Genomic DNA, 16,296 nt, shown 5'->3' with positions numbered 1-16,296 from the left:
GAGGGGAGAACTCCGTGGGGTTTGTCGTGGGTGGCGGCTCTCTTGTGGGCGGTTCGCGCATTTCCCCGCCCCCCTGAAGCGAGCTGCGCTCGCCCAGGGGCGCGGGGAACTGCGCGAGAAGCGGCCACCGGGCCGCAGACAGCCGACGGCCGGTCTTTATTTCGGGCAAACAGGGTTCTGCCGGGACTCTCAGGGCACACTCAGCCAGCTCTCATGAACGCGGCTCAGGCTTACTGACATGACCGAGAGCTTCCGCCGCGACGGCGAGTACCCCCAGGGCCAGCAGCAGTCCCCGTACTCCGAGAGCCCGCAGCAGAACCCCCCGCACTCCACCCCGGTGGACAGCGCGTGGCCGCCCCCGCCCGCCTACCAGCCGGCCGAGCCGGTCAGCGTCGCCCCGGGCACCACGGTGTGGCCGGGCAGCACCGGCGACGGCGGCAACGGTGGCGGCGGCGAGCCGACCGGCCAGCTCGCCGCGTTCGGCGCCGAGCCCCCGCAGGCGAAGAAGAAGCGGCTGCGCGGCCCGGTCGGCCTGCTCGCCGCCGTGGCCATAGCGGCGGCGGCGGTCGGCGGCGGCACCGCGTACGCCTTCCAGGAGCTGACCGGCTCCTCCACCACGGCGTCCTCCTCGACCAGCACCACCGTCGTGCCCAGCAGCAAGAAGGGCACCGTCGCCGGTGTCGCGGAGGCGGTCAGCCCGTCGATCGTGGAGATCAACGCGACGCTGAGCAGCGGCTCCTCCACCGGTTCCGGCGTGATCCTCACCAGCGACGGCGAGATCCTCACCAACAACCACGTCATCTCCGGCGCCACCTCCGTGAAGGTGCAGACGAGCGACGGCAAGTCGTACACCGCCGAGGTCGTCGGCACGGACGCCAAGAAGGACCTGGCGCTGATCAAGCTCAAGAACGCCTCGGGCCTGAAGGCCGCGACGCTCGGCAACTCCGACAACGTCGGCGTCGGCGACGACGTCGTCGCCATCGGCTCCCCCGAGGGCCTGACCGGCACCGTGACCAGCGGCATCGTCTCCGCGCTCGACCGCGACGTCACCGTCTCCACGGACGAGGGCCAGCAGGAGCAGCAGCAACAGCAGGGCGGCGGCAGCGGTCAGTGGCCCTTCGAGTTCGGCGGCCAGGAGTTCAACGGCGACACCGGCTCGTCCACGACCACGTACAAGGCCCTCCAGACCGACGCGTCCCTCAACCCCGGCAACTCCGGCGGCGCCCTGATCGACATGAACGGCAACATCATCGGCATCAACTCCGCGATGTACTCGGCCAGTTCGGACTCGTCCTCGTCGTCGTCGAGCGCGGGCAGCGTCGGCCTCGGCTTCGCCATCCCGATCAACACCGTCAAGGCCGACCTCGACTCGCTGCGCGCCGGGGGCTCCGACAGCTGACCCGACCGTTTCGAGCAACGACGAACAGGGAGAACCCTCATGATCAGCACCGTGCACCGTCACCCGGGGTCCACCACGGACCCCGCCGACACCCGGCTCGCCCTCGCCGTCGCCTCGACGCTCTTCCCGCCGCTCACCCGGGCCCCCGAGCTGGTACCCCCGGCGGCACCGCGCCGCGCGGCACGCGGGCGCCTCGCGGCCGTGCGAGGCTGATAATCCGTCGCAGTACTCACTCACCCTCGTCGTGAAGGAAGCCCCACCATGAGCCCCGCCGAAGGCGACCGCGAAGACCGGCACCGCATCCTCATCGTGGACGACGAGCCCGCGGTCCGCGAGGCCCTGCAGCGCTCCCTCGCCTTCGAGGGCTACGGCACCGAGGTCGCCGTCGACGGCGCGGACGCGCTGGAGAAGGCGGCCGTCTACCGCCCCGACCTGCTGGTCCTGGACATCCAGATGCCGCGCATGGACGGCCTGACCGCCGCCCGCCGGCTGCGCGCCACCGGATCCACGACCCCGATCCTGATGCTCACCGCCCGCGACACGGTCGGCGACCGGGTCACCGGTCTCGACGCGGGCGCCGACGACTACCTGGTCAAGCCCTTCGAACTCGACGAACTCTTCGCCCGGGTACGCGCCCTGCTGCGCCGCAGCTCGTACGCGTCCGCGGCGGGCGGGGCCGGCCCCGACGACTCCGACGTGCTGTCCTTCGCCGATCTGCGGATGGATCTGGCGACCCGTGAGGTCACCCGCGGCGAGCGCACCGTGGAACTGACCCGCACCGAGTTCACCCTCCTGGAGATGTTCCTGGCCCACCCGCGCCAGGTCCTCACCCGGGAGCAGATCCTCAAGGCGGTCTGGGGCTTCGACTTCGAGCCGTCCTCCAACTCCCTGGACGTGTACGTAATGTATCTGCGCCGCAAGACCGAGGCGGGCGGCGAGCCCCGGCTCGTCCACACCGTGCGCGGGGTGGGGTATGTGCTGCGCTCGGGGAGCGCTGAGTGAACACTCTGGTCCGACGGCTCCGCACGCTGCCGCTCAGGTCCCGGCTCGCGCTGCTGGTGTCGGTGGCCGTCGCGGTTGCCGTGGCGGCGGTGGCGGTGACGTGCTGGTTCATCACCCGCAACCAGTTGTACGCGCAGATGGACCAAGAACTGCACAACCAGGTCGGCTCGCTGAGCCAGGGCCGTCAGGTCACGGCCGTTCTCGCCTGCGGCGGCATCAACCAGCAGCAGGACGTCCCGGGTCCGACGATCCAGCGGGTCTCTTCGGACGGCACCGTCTGCACCTGGCGCGGCAAGTCGTCCATCCCCGCCCAGCCCTCCGACGTGGCAGTGGCCAACGGCAGCGCAGACGACGCCCTGCACACGACCGAGGCCGAGGACGGCACCTCCATGCGTGTGCTGACCGTTCCCGTGGAGATCGAACACTCCCGGGTCGCGAACCTCGCCGTCTCCATCGCCAGCCCCGTGGACGAGATCTCCCAACCCCTCACCACCCTCGCCTGGGTCCTCCTCGCAGTCGGCGGCATCGGTGTGGTCGGCGCCACCGCGGCCGGCCTCTGGATCGCCCGGACCGGTCTGCGCCCCGTGGACAAGCTCACCGAGACGGTCGAACACGTAGCCGCCACCGAAGACCTGACGGTCCGTATCCCGGTGGAGGGCGACGACGAGATCGCCCGGCTGTCGGCCTCCTTCAACTCGATGACGGCGTCCCTGGCCTCCTCGCGCGAGCTGCAACAGCAGCTCATCGCCGACGCGGGCCACGAACTGCGCACGCCCCTGACCTCGATGCGGACCAACATCGAACTGCTCACCCGCAGCGAGGCGACCGGCCGCGCCATCCCCCCGGACGACCGCAAGGCGCTGATGGCCTCGGTCAAGGCGCAGATGACCGAACTGGCCGCGCTCATCGGAGATCTGCAAGAACTGTCCCGGTCCGGACTGAGCGGCACCGAGGGCCCGCTGAAGGTCGTCTCCTTCCACGAGACGGCCCGCTCGGCCCTGGAGCGCGCCCGACTCCGCGGCCCGGAGCTGAAGATCGTCTCCGAGCTGGCCCCCTGGTACGTCCGGGCGGAGCCGGCCGCACTGGAGCGCGCGATCATCAACCTGCTGGACAACGCGGTGAAGTTCAGCCCGCCCGGCGGCACCATCGAGGTCCACCTGATGCGCGGCGCGCTGACGGTCCGCGACCACGGCCCCGGCATCCCGGCCGACGAACTCCCGCACGTCTTCGACCGGTTCTGGCGCTCCCCGACGGCCCGCGCGCTGCCGGGGTCGGGGCTCGGCCTGTCGATCGTGGCCCGCACCGTGGAGAGCTACGGCGGCGAGGTCGCGCTAGCCGCGGCGGACGGCGGCGGCACGGTGGCGACGATGCGGCTGCCCGGGGCCCCGACCCCGCCGCCGGACCAGCCCGCCGAATTGCTGTCCTAGCTGCTACGCGGCGGCGGCCGCGGCCCCCTTCGGCGCGGCGGCCAACCGCAGGCCGAGGTCGACCAGCGCCCAGCCGAGACGGGAGCGCAGGGCCGCCGGGTGCGGGTCCCGGGCGGTGGCGGCCAGCCGGTCGGCGTCGGCCTCGGCGCGCAGTTCGGCGGCGCGGCTGTCGTGCAGGGCGAGATGAATCTCGGGGTGCATGAGAAGCCTTTCGGTACGTTTCGGTCGGCAGGTGGGACGGCAGGCGTCGGTCAGTCGCTGCTGATCGGGAACGCGTGCGTATGGACCCGCACCCGCTCGGCCCGCGGGTCGTTCCGGGTGACGGCCAGATCGCGGTACTCGGCGACCAGGGCGTGCATCTTCTCGATCAGTTCCTCGGCGAGCTCCGGTGTGAGCCGCAGAGTGTCGCTGCTCATGTCCGCGACCTGTGACCACTCGGGGGCCCAGCTGCCGCGATTGCCGAGCCAGGTCGACATGTTGCGCATCTGCGACGTGGCGACCTCGTGCATGTAGAAGTCGGCGGCGCCGCGCACCTCCGGGTCCTCGTCATGGAGCAGTGCGCTGTCCACGGAAAGGCCCCGGTAGACCGCCCTCCACCACCGCTCGCGCCCCTTGCCGCGCTCCGGATCGTCCTCGACGAAGCCGTGCGCGGCGAGCTGGCGCAGGTGATAGCTGGTGGCGCCGCTGGACTCATCGAGCTTCTCGGCGAGCTGGGACGCGGTGGCCGGCCCGTCGAAGCGCAGGGCGTCGAGCAGCCGCATGCGCAGCGGATGCGCGAGCCCGCGCAGCGAGCGGGCGTCGAGATCGCGGACCTTGGGAGGGGTGGGCTCTTCCATGCGTACAAAGATAGCTATGCAAAGAAACCCTTGCAAGGGTTTCTTTGCAACTAGCTCCCCACCGGACGGACGGGCTCAGCCGGAACCGCCCACCGAAAGCCCCGCCCCCGACAGATCCACCCGGATCCCGCCCTTCTCGACCTTCACGTCCCGCAGCCGTACGTAACCGTGGTCGCCCGGCAGCTTGGGCAGCTGGAAGGCGAGCGAGAGACGGTCGGCGAGTTCGGGGCGGGTGAGCTTGGTGAGGCCGTCGAGGAGGTTCGGGTCGATGCCGAGCTTCTGGAGCAGCCAGGGGTTGTCGGCGGCGATGTCGATGAGGTTCATCCCCATCACCTTCTTCACGAAGCGCGGGGAGCCGGTCAGCTCGCTGAGCTTGGCGTCGCTGCGCTCGGCCTGCCGCACGGCACTCGCGGGGACGCCGACGCGGTGCACGATCGCCGGGATGGACAGCAGCCTGCGCGCCTTGTCGGTCTCGGCGGTGAGCCGGTCGACGGACTTCGGCGTCAGGTGCAGGCCCTGGTCGGCGCCGGTGCCGGGCCGGTACGTGGCGAGATCGCCGACCGCCAGGCTCATGTTGTCGATGTCGGTGGAGATGCCGGAGGCGCCGAGCCGCTGGATCGTGGCGTCGGCGCGCACCTTCAGGTCGTGCCCGGCGACGGGCAACGTGCCGCGCGCGAGCACCCGGTTGTGGCCGTGCCCGGTGAAGGTGACCTGCGAGGCGCCCAGTTCACGGTTCAGGTCGGCGAAGCTCAGCAGCACCTCGCCCCGCATCCGGTCCACGGTCGCGCCGCTGATGTCGGTGAGGCCGTCGCCCTCGATGCGTACGTTCTGCGCGGTCGCCTGGACCTTGGCGAGGGTGATGCGGTCGGCGGCGACGTCGGGGACGGTCACCTTCAGCTCGTGCACCCGGCGGTCGGCGAGCTGGGTGAGGAAGGGGAAGCCCTCGATCTCGACCTCGGGCGCGGCCGTCAGCTTCAGCTCCTTCTTGAGCTGTTGGGCGGCGCGATGTTCCGCGTACAGGACGGCCCAGCGGTCGGCGAGGGCGAGGAACGCGGTGAGGACGAGGACCGCGACGACGCCCTTGACCGCGAGGGAGAGGCTGCCGAAGCGGCGCCTGCCGCGGCTGCGGTGGTCGGGCGGCGACCACTCCTCGTCGTCCCGGTACGCGGGCTCCTCGTGGAGGACGTCGTCGAGCGGGTTGTCGCCGCGCCGGCCGTCGTCGAGATCGGCCAGTTCGTCGTACGGGCTGGCGTACCGGCCGGCGGGGCCGGTCGGGCCGGCCCCTTCCGGGGGAACCGATTCCTCCTGCCAACCATCAAACGGAATACGGTCGTTGGATATGCGGTGGGGGGTACGCATCAGCTGATTTCACCATACGTACCGACCCCGTTCGCAAGCCGTGCACACAGCAGGCACCGTAACGCGCCACTTCAGGACGGCGTCAGTGGCGTCAGCGGCGTCGCTGCCGCCGTGCCACCAGCACCGTGCCCGCCGCCACCAGCAGGGCCGCAGCCACTGCCGACCACCCGGTGAGCCCGAAACCGGAACCCGTGTCGGCGAGTTCGCCGCCGTGATCCTTGTCACCCGGCGGGAACGTCGGCCCCGGCGTGCCCGGCGGCGTCACCGTCGGAGTCGGCGTCGGGCTCACCGTCGGAGTCGAGGTCGGCGTCGGGGTCGGCGTCGAGGTCGGCGTGGGCGACGGTGACGCCGCCCGGTCGGTGTTCGTCACCGTGCAGGTCACGGCGGCGCCGGGCGCCACCGCCACCTCGGCGTCCGTCACCGGCACCGCGGCGCCCCCGGCTGACTCGCATGCCCAGTCCCCCGCGTCATATGCCTCCGGCCCATCCGACTCGGACAGCTCGTAGGTCCCGGCGTCCACCTCGGCGGCCGTCACCGCGTCCGCGCCGGTGACACCGGAGAGGTCGCTCGGCCCGTCGGCGGTGAGCGTCCAGTCGCCCGGGGAGGCGGTGCCTCCGTGCTCGTTCACGACCTTCTTCACCAGGGTCAGCCGGGCCTTGCAGGTGACCTTGTTCTCGACGGTGTACTCGTTGTGCTCCGCGGTGAGTTCGGCCCGGTAGGGCACCGCAGCGTCGACGGCCGTGCCGTTGGCGTCCACGACCCTGCTGCTGTCCAGCCGGCAGGAGTCGGGCACCGTCGGGGTCTCCGCGACGGTCGTGCTGTCGCCGACGGTGTAGCCCTCGCGGACGGTGTCCCAGTCCTGGGCGGTGGTGCCGGTGCCCGTGGGGCCGCTCAGCGTGAGGGCGGCGTCGAGACCGTCCGGCCGGTCGGCGTGCGGGTAGCGGGTGCCGTCCACCAGCCACGTCTTGTGGACCTCGACGTCGGCCTTCCGCGGCGGCCTGTTGTAGACCACGCAGCTGATGCCCTGGAGGCTCGGCACGTTCACGGTGAACGCGGGCTCGGCGGCCGTACCGGTGTTGGTGACGGGCACGTCCGCGCCGTCGTCGAGGTTCGTGCACACCGCGTTCTTGCCGCCCTGGGTGACCAGGGTGTGCCCGGGATGCTGGGTCTCGGCGACGGTGACGGCCGCGCTCCCGGTCCCCGACGGATACGTCGGCTGGAAGACGACACCGCCGGTGCCGCCCGACGTCATCCTCCCCATCCTGGTGGTCTGGGTGTCCGGCAGGCCGCCGATGCCCGGGGTCGTCGTCGACGCCGTGAACTGCCAGCCCGCACCGGCCGGTTGGGCGCCGCTCACGTCCTCGCCGGTGTTCCCCGCGGGCACCAGCTGCTTGATCACGGACAGGCTGCCCACGCAGTGGGTGGTGGCCAGCTCGTGCAGGGCCTCACCCGCCGCCGCGAAGTCGGTGGTCTGGTAGTAGTCGGCCGTCTTCGGGTTCGAGCCGTCGTAGGGCTCCTCGCCGGAGATGGCCCGGAGGTTGAGGCCCGAGACGCCCTCGACGCCCTTGCCGATGCCGACGGCCACGACCCGCTCGCCCTTCGCCTTGACCGCGTTGGCGGCGAAGATGCCGCCCTCCACGTCCGCGAAGTGGGTGTTGCCGCCGTCGCCCGTGTAGGGCTTGCTGAAGCGCGTCGGGTTGCCGTCGGTGAGCACGACGACCATGTCGTAGACCGGCTGCGCCGTGGCCACCGCGTGCAGACCCTGATCCCAGTTGGTACCCGCGCCCAGCTGCCAGTCGGCGTACTGCGCCTTGAACGCGGACGCCCCGGCCGGCGTCGACACCGACATCAGGTCGGGGTGGTTGCTGGTCCCGGTGCTCGGCGAGTTGCGGTCGAAGGAGAACAGCGCCATCCGCGACGGCGTCCCGGTGAGCGCGTTCGCCAGCCTGTCGGTGGCCGCCTTGAGCTGCGGCAGCGCGCTGCCCACCGACGCCGAGAGGTCGAGCACCACGGCGACGTCGAGCCCGCAGGACTCCGGCATCTCCGGGTTCGTCCGCGACTGCTGCCAGATGCCGCCGGAGGCGACGTAGGGGGTGGCCGACCAGTTCTTGCTGGCCATGAAGTCACTGGTGGAGGAGTAGGTCTGCCCGTCGGCCAGCGCCGGGGTCTCGAACTGGTACGTCGACTCCACCGATCCCGAGCCGCTGCCCGGGCCCGTCCGCAGCGTCGGATTCGTGTACCAGCCGGCCGGTACGCCGTCGTCGACCTGCCGCACGAAGAACCGCTGCCCCGCGTTGGCCCCGCCGCTGCCCGTGTCCGGGACGGTGAAGCTGCAGTCGCCGGCCGCGTCGGAGGTGCACTGCGCCCAGGTGTCGGTCAGCGGGTCGGTGGCGGTCGCGCTCGCGTACAGGGCGAGCCGGACCCCGGCGAGCGGCGCCACGCTCGCGTCGCCGTCCCGGTCGCCGCCCGTCTTCACGGTGACGACGGACTCCCCGGCGGCGGGCGTCGGCACGTCGGCCGCCACCTGGCCGGGCCCGGCGAGGACCGCGCTCAGCGTGAGCGCGGCCGCGGCACCGAGGCCCCGCAGCCGCGCCCCCCATGGACGGTGACGCATCATCAGACTCCCGGATAGCACGGACAGACCTTTGCCCGAACTTATCCGATTAGAGCCTTATGTCCGACTACCTCGCCGGGCGTGCCCGGCGAGGTAGTCACCTGAAGACAGTCACTTCAGGACAGTCACTTCAGGACGGTCACTTGACGATGGTGATCCGGTCCGCCTTCGGCGGCGCGATCGGGTTCGCCGCGGACGAGTTGGCCGTCAGGTAGTCGTTGAACGCCTTCAGGTCGTCCGCGCCGACCAGCGGATTCGTCCCGGCCCCGAGGGCCGCGAAGCCGTCGCCGCCGCCCGCGAGGAAGGAGTTCATCGCGACACGGTAGGTGGCGGCAGGGTCGATGGCGGCGCCGTTCAGCCGGATCGAGTCGGTGACGACACGGGCCGCGCCGGACTTCGTCATGTCGAGCGTGTACGTGAGCCCGGCGGACGGCTGGAGGATCTTCGGCGAGGCCTCGTTCGACCCGCTGACCTGCTGCTGGAGCGCCTGAACGACCTGCGCGCCGGTCAGGTCCACCAGATTGACGGTGTTGCTGAAGGGCTGCACGGTGAACGCCTCGCCGTACGTGACGACCCCGTCGCCCTCGGCGCCGCTCGCCTTGTGGACGAGGTCGGAGCGCACCCCGCCCGGGTTCATCAGGGCCAGGCTCGCCTTCGGGTCCAGCGACTTGGCGTGCGCGAGCTGCGCGTCGGCGATGAGGTCACCGAGCGGCTCCTCCGGCGTACCGGCGCCGCGGCCCTGGATGTCGGCGGAGATGTAGCCGACGGCCTGGTTCGCGACCGGCGCGGCCAGCTTGTTCCACCTGCCGATCAGGGCCGTCATGTCGGCGGCCTTGTCCTGCGTGCGGGACACGACGTGGTTCGCGGACTTCACCGACTTCCCGGTCTTCACCGCCGTACGGACGACGTCCTTGGTCCGGCGGTCGTAGGTCAGCGTGGTGTCCGTGTAGAGCTTCCCGTACGAGGACGCGGAGGTGACCATGCGCGGATTGCCGGCCGGGTCCGGGATCGTGCACACGTACGCGTTGTGCGTGTGGCCGGTGACCAGGGCGTCGACCTTCGGCGTGATGCCCTTGGCGATGTCCACGATCGGGCCCGAGACGCCGTCGCCCGCGCCCGGCGAGTCGCAGTCGTAGTTGTACGCGGACGAGGCAGGGGCGCCGCCCTCGTGGATCAGGGCGACGATCGACTTCACGCCCTGCTTGTCGAGGATCTTCGCGTACTTGTTGACCGTCTCGATCTCGTCGTGGAACTTCAGGCCCTTGACGCCCGACGCGGAGACGATGTTCGGGGTGCCTTCGAGGGTGACGCCGATGAAGCCGACCTTCACGCCCTTGTGCTTCCACACGTAGTACGGCTTCAGGATCGGCTTGCCGGTCTTCTCGTCCGTCACGTTCGCGGCGAGGTAGGGGTAGTCGGCGCCCTTGAACTTCTTGCCGGCCTCGTAGCAGCCGTCGGTGGGGTTGCAGCCGCCGTTCTGCATCCGCGCGAGCTCGGTGGCGCCCTCGTCGAACTCGTGGTTGCCGACGGAGGTGACGTCCAGGTCGAGCTTGTTCATGGCCTCGACGGTGGGCTCGTCGTGGAAGAGGCCGGACAGCAGCGGGCTGGCGCCGATCAGGTCGCCCGCGGCGGCCGTCACGCTGTAGGGGTGGCCCTTGCGGGCGGTGCGCAGGGAGGTGGCCAGGTACTCCACACCGCCCGCGTCGACCTGCTTCGTCGTGCCGTCGGCCTGCTTCTCGGTGACCTGGCCCGACGAACCGGCCGGCGGCTCCAGGTTGCCGTGGAAGTCGTTGAACGACAGCAGCTGTACGTCCTGGTAGCGGCCGCTGTCCTGACCGTGGCCATGACCGTTGCCGTGACCCCTGTCATGGGCCGCGCTCGCGGGCAGGGCGGCCATCAGCGCACCCGCGGTGGCGAGGGTGGCGACGGCGCCGAGCGCGGTTCTCAGGCGCCGGTTCGTCCTGGTGGGCATGGAGGATCCCCTCGGATGCTGTACGAAGACTGTGACTGCCGGGCAGCCTAGGGTCAACGCGCGTAGCACAACAGGGGATTGCAGGTTACGAGCTGGTTGCCGACTCCCCGCACGGCCCCCGCCGTACCCTCGTAGCCATGACCACGGACCCCGCGAACATCCCCGATCCAGCCCTCTCGGGCCGCCGTATCGACACCCTGACCACCCTCTCCGCCGAGCAGTCCGCCGCCGTGCTGTCCCTGCTCTCCGACGCGGCCCACGCCGACGGCCAGCAGGCCGTTTCGGAGCAGGGGCGGCTCCATCTGCGGGGCGAGCGCGACGGCGTCACACATCTGCTGCTCGACGTCGACGGGGACCTGGTCGGCTACGCGCAGCTGGAGGACACCGACCCGGTGGAGGCCCCGGCCGCCGAGCTGGTGGTGCACCCGGCGCACCGCGGGCACGGGCACGGACGGGCGCTCGGCGCGGCGCTGCTCGCGGCGTCGGGCAAGCGGCTACGGGTGTGGGCGCACGGCGGGCACAGCGCGGCGCGCCATCTGGCGCAGGTGCTCGGTCTGACGCTGTTCCGTGAACTGCGCCAGATGCGGCGGCCGTTGACCGAGCCGGAGCTGCCCGAGCCGAAGCTCCCGGCGGGCATCAGGATCCGCACCTTCGTCCCCGGCCAGGACGACACGGCATGGCTGGCGGTGAACGCGGCGGCGTTCGCCCACCACCCCGAGCAGGGCTCCCTGACCCAGCGCGACCTGGACGACCGCAAGGGCGAGCCGTGGTTCGACCCGCGCGGCTTCTTCCTCGCGTTCAAGGGCGACGAGCTGGTCGGCTTCCACTGGACGAAGGTGCACGCGGAGGAGCGGCTCGGCGAGGTGTACGTGGTCGGCGTCGCCCCCGAGGGCCAGGGCGGCGGCCTCGGCAAGGCGCTCACCGCGACGGGGCTGCGCCACCTCGCGGCGGCCGGTCTGCCGACGGCGATGCTCTACGTCGACGCGGACAACAAGGCGGCGGTGAGCGTGTACGAGCGGCTCGGCTTCACCACGTACGAAACGGACCTGATGTATCGAACCGAGTCATAACACCCCGGTTTCACTGCGGTTCCCGGGAGAGGGGGCGGCGTCACTTGACGCCGCCCCCTCTCTTGCATCACCCTTTCACTACTTGATTAGTGAAAGGGGGGTACGCCAGTGGCCAAGCCAGTCAAACCGGCCGAGCCGGTCGAGCCGGTGATCGAGTTCCGCATCGACCGCCACAGCGGCGTCGCCACCTACCTGCAGATCGTCCACCAGACGGAGCAGGCGCTGCGGCTCGGCATGCTCGAGCCCGGCGACAAGCTGCCCACGGCCCGCGAGGTCGTCGAGGCGACGGCCATCAATCCGAACACGGTGCTCAAGGCGTACCGCGAGCTGGAGCGCGAGGGCCTCGTGGAGGCCCGCCGGGGGCTCGGCACGTTCGTGCGCAAGTCCCTGGGCTCCAGCCCGGGCGACTCACCGCTGCGCAGCGAGCTGGAGGACTGGACGAGACGGGCGAGGGAGGCGGGACTGGACCGCGAAGACGTCGCGGCCCTGTTCACCGTCGCACTGGAAGCACACTTCAGCACCACCACCAAGGGGAATTCATGAGTACGGCGATCGAAGCGACGGGCCTCGGCAAGCGCTATGGCCGACAGAGCGCCGCGGCCCTCGACGACTGCTCCTTCCGGCTGCCCGTCGGCCGGATCAGCGCCCTCGTCGGGCCGAACGGCGCGGGCAAGTCGACCCTGCTCTCCATCGCCGCCGGACTGCTGCGGCAGAGCGCCGGAGAGCTGCGCGTGCTCGGCGCCGCCCCCGGCGAGACGCGCGCCAAGGTCTCCTACCTCTCCCAGGACAAGCCGCTGCACCCGCAGCTGTCCATCAAGGACACGCTGCGCATGGGCGCCGAGCTGAACCAGGAGCGGTGGGACGCGGCCTACGCGACACAGATCGTCGAGGCCGGCTCGCTCGACCCGAAGGCGAAGATCCGCTCGCTCTCCGGCGGCCAGCGCACCCGCGTCGCGCTCGCCCTCGCCCTCGGCAAGCGCCCGGAGCTGATGCTCCTCGACGAGCCGATGGCCGACCTCGACCCGCTGGCCCGGCACGAGCTGATGGGCACCCTGATGGCGGACGCCGCCGAGCACGGCACGACCGTGCTGATGTCGTCTCACATCGTGTCCGAGCTGGCCGACGCCTGCGACCATCTGCTGCTCCTCGGCAGCGGCCGGATCCGGCTCGGCGGCGGCATCGACGACCTGCTCGGCGCGCACAGCCTGGTCACCGGCCGCGGCGACCTGTCCGGGCACACGGTCATCGAGTCCCGCGCCTCGGGCCGCGGCGTCACCGCCCTGATCCGCAGAGACGGACCCGTCGGCGACGGCTGGCAGGTGCAGGAGCCCTCCCTGGAGGAGCTGCTCCTCGCCCACCTGCGCTCCCCCGACGCCCCGGCCCTGCTCACCCCGAGCACCGCGGCCGCCACGGACCGCACGGCGGTGACCGCATGAGCACCACACTGGAGAAGCGCGCCGACTCGGAGACCCCCTCGGTCCGGCGCACCCTGCCCGGCAGCGACGGCCTGGTGTGGACCGTGCTGCGGCTGCACCGCACCGCCCTGTGGGTCTGGGCCGGCTATGTCGCCGTCAGCGCCGGCCTGCTGCTGTGGCTGTGGGGCCCCGGCGCCTCCACGGCACAGAAGGCATTCGACAAGTTCGGGTACGCGGGGGCGCAGGAGATCGCCTGGAAGGGCAGGTCCGTCTCCCTGACGACCGTCGGCACCTCCTTCGACACCCTCTTCTACCACCCGGCCACGCTCGCCCGGATCGCGGCGGTCGTCGTCGCCGTCTTCGCGGCGGGCCCGCTGATCGCACGTGAGCTGGAGCTGGGCACCGCCCGGCTGGCCTGGACCCAGTCGGTGTCCCCGGCCCGCTGGCTCACCGCCAAGCTGGCACTGCCCGCGATCGCCGTCACCGTCGGCACCGGCCTGATCGTCGCCCTGTACGTGGCGGTGTGGCGGGCCCACAACCACCTGCTGCTCGCCGGGATCGGCCCGCGCTCCTTCTACTTCAACATCGGCCCGGCGACGGTCGCGAACGTACTGTTCGGCCTGGCCCTCGGCGTCCTCGCGGCGCTCGTGATCCGCCGCACCCTGCCCGCGGTCGCCGTCGCCGGGATCGGCACCTATCTGGCGGGCGCACTGCGCTCCAACTCCTGGCCTTTCCAGGGGACTTACCAGCAGCCGGAGATCCCCGTCCACAGCAAGGCGATCACCTCCACGGGCGCGGAGATCTCCGACCCCGGGTGCTACGAGGACCTGAAGTGCCTCGCCGCGCACCACGTCACCGGCTTCGACCGGCACTACCTGCCCTCGCCGGACTACTGGCCGCGCCAGCTCACCGAGACGGGCATCCTGCTCGCCCTCACCGCCGTCGCCGTCGTCGCCTCCTTCCTGGTCCTGCGCCGCTACTACCAGCCCAAGAAGCCCCAGCAGCTCCAGAAGGAGGCCACCGCGTGAGCACCCTCTCCCTCTCGCCCCGGTCGGGGCTGACCTGGACCGTGCTGCGGCTGCACCGGGGCACCCTGTGGCTGTGGACCGCGTACGTCGTCCTCCTCGCGGGCGTGCTGCTGTGGGCCTGGGGCCCGGGCGTCTCGGACCTCGGCATCGTCGGCGACTGCGACCCGGGAGTGGCGAACACGTGCACCGCGAAGGGATCGACCGCGGACTCGTTCCACTACGCGGTGTCGTTCGCGGACACCTTCCTCTCCCTGCTCCCCCTGGCCGTCGCCGTGTTCGCGGGAGGCGCCCTGCTCGGCAGCGAGTTGGAGAAGGGGACGGCCCAGTTGGCGTGGACCCAGGCCGTGTCGCCGGCCCGCTGGCTGACCACGAAGCTGGCGCTGCCCGCCCTGGCCCTGGTCACCGGCACCGCGCTGCTGGTGGTGCTGCGCCGCCAGGTCGCCGCGGCGGCGCCCGGCCTCTCCCAGAGCCAGTGGTACGCCGGCAGCTTCGAGGTCCTGGGCCCCACCGCGGTCGCCCTGCCGCTGCTCGGCCTCGCCTGCGGCGCGCTGATGGCGCTCGTCCACCGGCGGTCGCTGAGGGGCGCCGGATTCGGCCTGGCGCTCACCGCGGCGCTGACCGCGGCCGCCGGGCTGCTGCGCCCGCACCTGTGGCCCACCGAGATCCGTGTCGGCACGGTCGCGCAGAACTACCTCAGGTTCACCGGTGAGATCACGAGCGAGGGCGCGGTCACCGCCTCCGGCGCGCACATCGCGGACCCGATGTGCGTGGGGAAGAGCGCCTGCGTCGCCGAGCACCACCTCACCGGCTACTACCGCGAGGGCCACCCGCCGTCCCACTTCTGGCCGCTCCAACTGGTGGAGACGGGCCTGCTGCTGGCCCTGACCGCCGTGATCGTGTTCATCGCCTACCGCATCCTGCGAAGGAGCGTCGCCGCATGAGTTCCGCGTCCCACGCACGGCCCACCTCGTCGCTCCGCGCACGGCGGACCAGCGGAAAGAGACCCGGCTCATGACCCAGACGCTTCCGGCACCCGCGCGCGGCCTGCGCGCCCTGCGTCCGACCGGCACCGTGTGGGCGGCGCTCCGGCTGCACCGGATCGCCCTGTGGGTGTGGCTCGCGACGGTCCTGGCCACGGTCGCGCTGCTGCTGTGGCTGTACGGCCCGGGAGCGGACGCCGCCGCACGACAGCTGGCCCACTGCGCGCCGGAATGCGACTTCATCGGCGGCCCGTCGTTCCGGTACGAACAACTCCGCAGCATGGTGGGCGCGTTCATCTACCTGACCCCGTACATAGCGGCGCTCTTCATGGGGGCCGTCTGTGTGGGGCGCGAACTGGAGCGCGGGACGGCGCAGTTGACCTGGGTGCAGTCCGTGACCCCGGCCCGCTGGCTGGCGACGACGCTCGCCGTGCCGGCGGCCTGGTTCCTCGCCGGGATGGTTCCGCTGGTCGCCCTGCACCATCTGGTGTGGACGAGCGGACCGGATCCGGACGTCTCCTGGTACGACGAGTACCTGTTCCTCGGTACGGGTCCACTGGCGCTCGCCCGCCTCCTGCTGGGCCTCGCCGTCGGCGCGCTCGGCGGAGTCCTCCTCCGCAAGGCGCTGGCCGGTGGGGTCGCCGGGGTGGCCGCGCTCGTGGTGACCGGATACCTGAGCGCGCGCTACCGGGTCAGCCTGTGGCCCACCGTGACCGCCCACGGCCCGGTACCACCGACCCCGCCCGCCGATTCCCAGGTGCTCCGCCGGGACACGGTCACCGCGGCGGGCGAGCACGTCACCAACAACCTGGCGTGCGTCGGCGAGGAGGGCAGAGCGCAGCTCGCGCGCTGCGCCCACAACTTCCAGGACTTCTCGGTGATCTACCACCCGCCGTCCCACTACTGGCCCCTCCAGCTGACGGAATCAGCACTGACCCTGACGCTGACCGCCCTGGCCGCGGCAGCAGCCTTCACGATCCTCCGCCGCCGCACCCGGTAGCCGAGGGCCTGGGGACTGAAGAGGCGCGGCGCAGCCGCAGCCTCCGGGGGAAGGCTGCGCGCAGCGCATGCCTTCAGGGGCGCGGGGAACTGCGCGAGAAGCCCCACCGAGCCGCAGCCGAACGACAACCCGGCGATCACCGCCCCGCGCCAAAAACCCCGCCCCACCAAACCCCGGCCCCCCGTAGACGCCGG

The 16,296-nt window shown here is 71.6% G+C and carries 15 protein-coding genes; 10 read left to right on the top strand and 5 right to left on the bottom strand.

Annotated elements, in window-relative coordinates; genetic code table 11:
• Positions 1–238 precede the first annotated feature (238 nt).
• The 4 genes from ACFVDP_RS34405 to ACFVDP_RS34390 are packed head-to-tail and all read left to right on the top strand — an operon-like array spanning position 239 to position 3,828.
• Positions 239–1,399, top strand: coding sequence for a S1C family serine protease (locus tag ACFVDP_RS34405; RefSeq protein ID WP_383498354.1), 1,161 nt, complete (start codon positions 239–241; stop codon positions 1,397–1,399).
• Between the two features lie 39 nt (positions 1,400–1,438).
• Entirely contained in the window at positions 1,439–1,612 is a 174-nt protein-coding gene (locus ACFVDP_RS34400; protein ID WP_383498352.1) for a hypothetical protein, read from the top strand.
• Between the two features lie 48 nt (positions 1,613–1,660).
• Entirely contained in the window at positions 1,661–2,401 is a 741-nt protein-coding gene (locus tag ACFVDP_RS34395) for a response regulator transcription factor (RefSeq protein WP_383498350.1), read from the top strand.
• Complete coding sequence (locus tag ACFVDP_RS34390) at positions 2,398–3,828, top strand: sensor histidine kinase (protein ID WP_383498348.1); 1,431 nt, start codon at positions 2,398–2,400, stop codon at positions 3,826–3,828. The genes ACFVDP_RS34395 and ACFVDP_RS34390 overlap by 4 nt, the downstream gene beginning before the upstream one ends.
• 3 nt (positions 3,829–3,831) lie before the next feature.
• Here the strand turns inward: ACFVDP_RS34390 and ACFVDP_RS34385 are convergent, their stop codons facing one another.
• The 5 genes from ACFVDP_RS34385 to ACFVDP_RS34365 form a co-directional block, all read right to left on the bottom strand.
• A complete protein-coding gene (locus ACFVDP_RS34385; RefSeq protein WP_383498346.1) occupies positions 3,832–4,029 on the bottom strand; it encodes a hypothetical protein in 198 nt (65 codons plus the stop codon).
• A 50-nt stretch (positions 4,030–4,079) separates the two neighbouring features.
• Positions 4,080–4,664: an ArsR/SmtB family transcription factor gene (locus ACFVDP_RS34380; protein WP_383498344.1), complete on the bottom strand. Its 585-nt coding sequence runs from the start codon at positions 4,662–4,664 to the stop codon at positions 4,080–4,082.
• Positions 4,665–4,739: 75 nt separating this feature from the next.
• Positions 4,740–6,023, bottom strand: coding sequence for a DUF2993 domain-containing protein (locus ACFVDP_RS34375; RefSeq protein WP_383498342.1), 1,284 nt, complete (start codon positions 6,021–6,023; stop codon positions 4,740–4,742).
• A gap of 91 nt (positions 6,024–6,114) precedes the next feature.
• Positions 6,115–8,640, bottom strand: coding sequence for a hypothetical protein (locus ACFVDP_RS34370; protein WP_383498340.1), 2,526 nt, complete (start codon positions 8,638–8,640; stop codon positions 6,115–6,117).
• A 136-nt stretch (positions 8,641–8,776) separates the two neighbouring features.
• Positions 8,777–10,609, bottom strand: coding sequence for a bifunctional metallophosphatase/5'-nucleotidase (locus ACFVDP_RS34365; RefSeq protein ID WP_383498338.1), 1,833 nt, complete (start codon positions 10,607–10,609; stop codon positions 8,777–8,779).
• Between the two features lie 137 nt (positions 10,610–10,746).
• Between ACFVDP_RS34365 and mshD the strand changes: the two genes are divergently transcribed.
• From mshD to ACFVDP_RS34335, 6 genes are all read left to right on the top strand, one after another.
• Positions 10,747–11,679 carry a mycothiol synthase gene (gene mshD / locus ACFVDP_RS34360; protein WP_383498336.1) on the top strand — a complete coding sequence of 311 codons (933 nt, stop codon included), beginning with the start codon at positions 10,747–10,749 and terminating at the stop codon, positions 11,677–11,679.
• A gap of 147 nt (positions 11,680–11,826) precedes the next feature.
• Positions 11,827–12,222: a GntR family transcriptional regulator gene (locus tag ACFVDP_RS34355; RefSeq protein WP_383498522.1), complete on the top strand. Its 396-nt coding sequence runs from the start codon at positions 11,827–11,829 to the stop codon at positions 12,220–12,222.
• Positions 12,219–13,115: an ABC transporter ATP-binding protein gene (locus tag ACFVDP_RS34350; protein WP_383498334.1), complete on the top strand. Its 897-nt coding sequence runs from the start codon at positions 12,219–12,221 to the stop codon at positions 13,113–13,115. The genes ACFVDP_RS34355 and ACFVDP_RS34350 overlap by 4 nt, the downstream gene beginning before the upstream one ends.
• Positions 13,112–14,122 (top strand): hypothetical protein, encoded by a 1,011-nt coding sequence (locus ACFVDP_RS34345; protein WP_383498332.1) that lies wholly within the window; start codon positions 13,112–13,114, stop codon positions 14,120–14,122. Before ACFVDP_RS34350 ends, ACFVDP_RS34345 begins: the two co-directional genes overlap by 4 nt.
• Entirely contained in the window at positions 14,119–15,063 is a 945-nt protein-coding gene (locus ACFVDP_RS34340; RefSeq protein WP_383498330.1) for a hypothetical protein, read from the top strand. Before ACFVDP_RS34345 ends, ACFVDP_RS34340 begins: the two co-directional genes overlap by 4 nt.
• A 70-nt stretch (positions 15,064–15,133) precedes the next feature.
• Positions 15,134–16,102, top strand: coding sequence for a hypothetical protein (locus ACFVDP_RS34335; protein WP_383498328.1), 969 nt, complete (start codon positions 15,134–15,136; stop codon positions 16,100–16,102).
• Positions 16,103–16,296 lie beyond the last annotated feature (194 nt).

Origin of the sequence: Streptomyces sp. NPDC057694 (assembly GCF_042799415.1) — a bacterium.
Lineage (GTDB): Bacteria > Actinomycetota > Actinomycetes > Streptomycetales > Streptomycetaceae > Streptomyces.
This window is presented reverse-complemented; position numbering and strand designations above follow the sequence as displayed.

What these genes read in the sequence shown, in the direction of transcription:
- ACFVDP_RS34405 (WP_383498354.1), top strand. Translation starts at nt 239, where the DNA reads ATGACCGAGAGCTTCCGCCGCGACGGCGAGTACCCCCAGGGCCAGCAG.
- ACFVDP_RS34400 (WP_383498352.1), top strand. Translation starts at nt 1,439, where the DNA reads ATGATCAGCACCGTGCACCGTCACCCGGGGTCCACCACGGACCCCGCC.
- ACFVDP_RS34395 (WP_383498350.1), top strand. Translation starts at nt 1,661, where the DNA reads ATGAGCCCCGCCGAAGGCGACCGCGAAGACCGGCACCGCATCCTCATC.
- ACFVDP_RS34385 (WP_383498346.1), bottom strand. Translation starts at nt 4,029, where the DNA reads ATGCACCCCGAGATTCATCTCGCCCTGCACGACAGCCGCGCCGCCGAA.
- ACFVDP_RS34380 (WP_383498344.1), bottom strand. Translation starts at nt 4,664, where the DNA reads ATGGAAGAGCCCACCCCTCCCAAGGTCCGCGATCTCGACGCCCGCTCG.
- ACFVDP_RS34375 (WP_383498342.1), bottom strand. Translation starts at nt 6,023, where the DNA reads ATGCGTACCCCCCACCGCATATCCAACGACCGTATTCCGTTTGATGGT.
- ACFVDP_RS34370 (WP_383498340.1), bottom strand. Translation starts at nt 8,640, where the DNA reads ATGATGCGTCACCGTCCATGGGGGGCGCGGCTGCGGGGCCTCGGTGCC.
- ACFVDP_RS34365 (WP_383498338.1), bottom strand. Translation starts at nt 10,609, where the DNA reads ATGCCCACCAGGACGAACCGGCGCCTGAGAACCGCGCTCGGCGCCGTC.
- mshD (WP_383498336.1), top strand. Translation starts at nt 10,747, where the DNA reads ATGACCACGGACCCCGCGAACATCCCCGATCCAGCCCTCTCGGGCCGC.
- ACFVDP_RS34350 (WP_383498334.1), top strand. Translation starts at nt 12,219, where the DNA reads ATGAGTACGGCGATCGAAGCGACGGGCCTCGGCAAGCGCTATGGCCGA.
- ACFVDP_RS34345 (WP_383498332.1), top strand. Translation starts at nt 13,112, where the DNA reads ATGAGCACCACACTGGAGAAGCGCGCCGACTCGGAGACCCCCTCGGTC.
- ACFVDP_RS34335 (WP_383498328.1), top strand. Translation starts at nt 15,134, where the DNA reads ATGACCCAGACGCTTCCGGCACCCGCGCGCGGCCTGCGCGCCCTGCGT.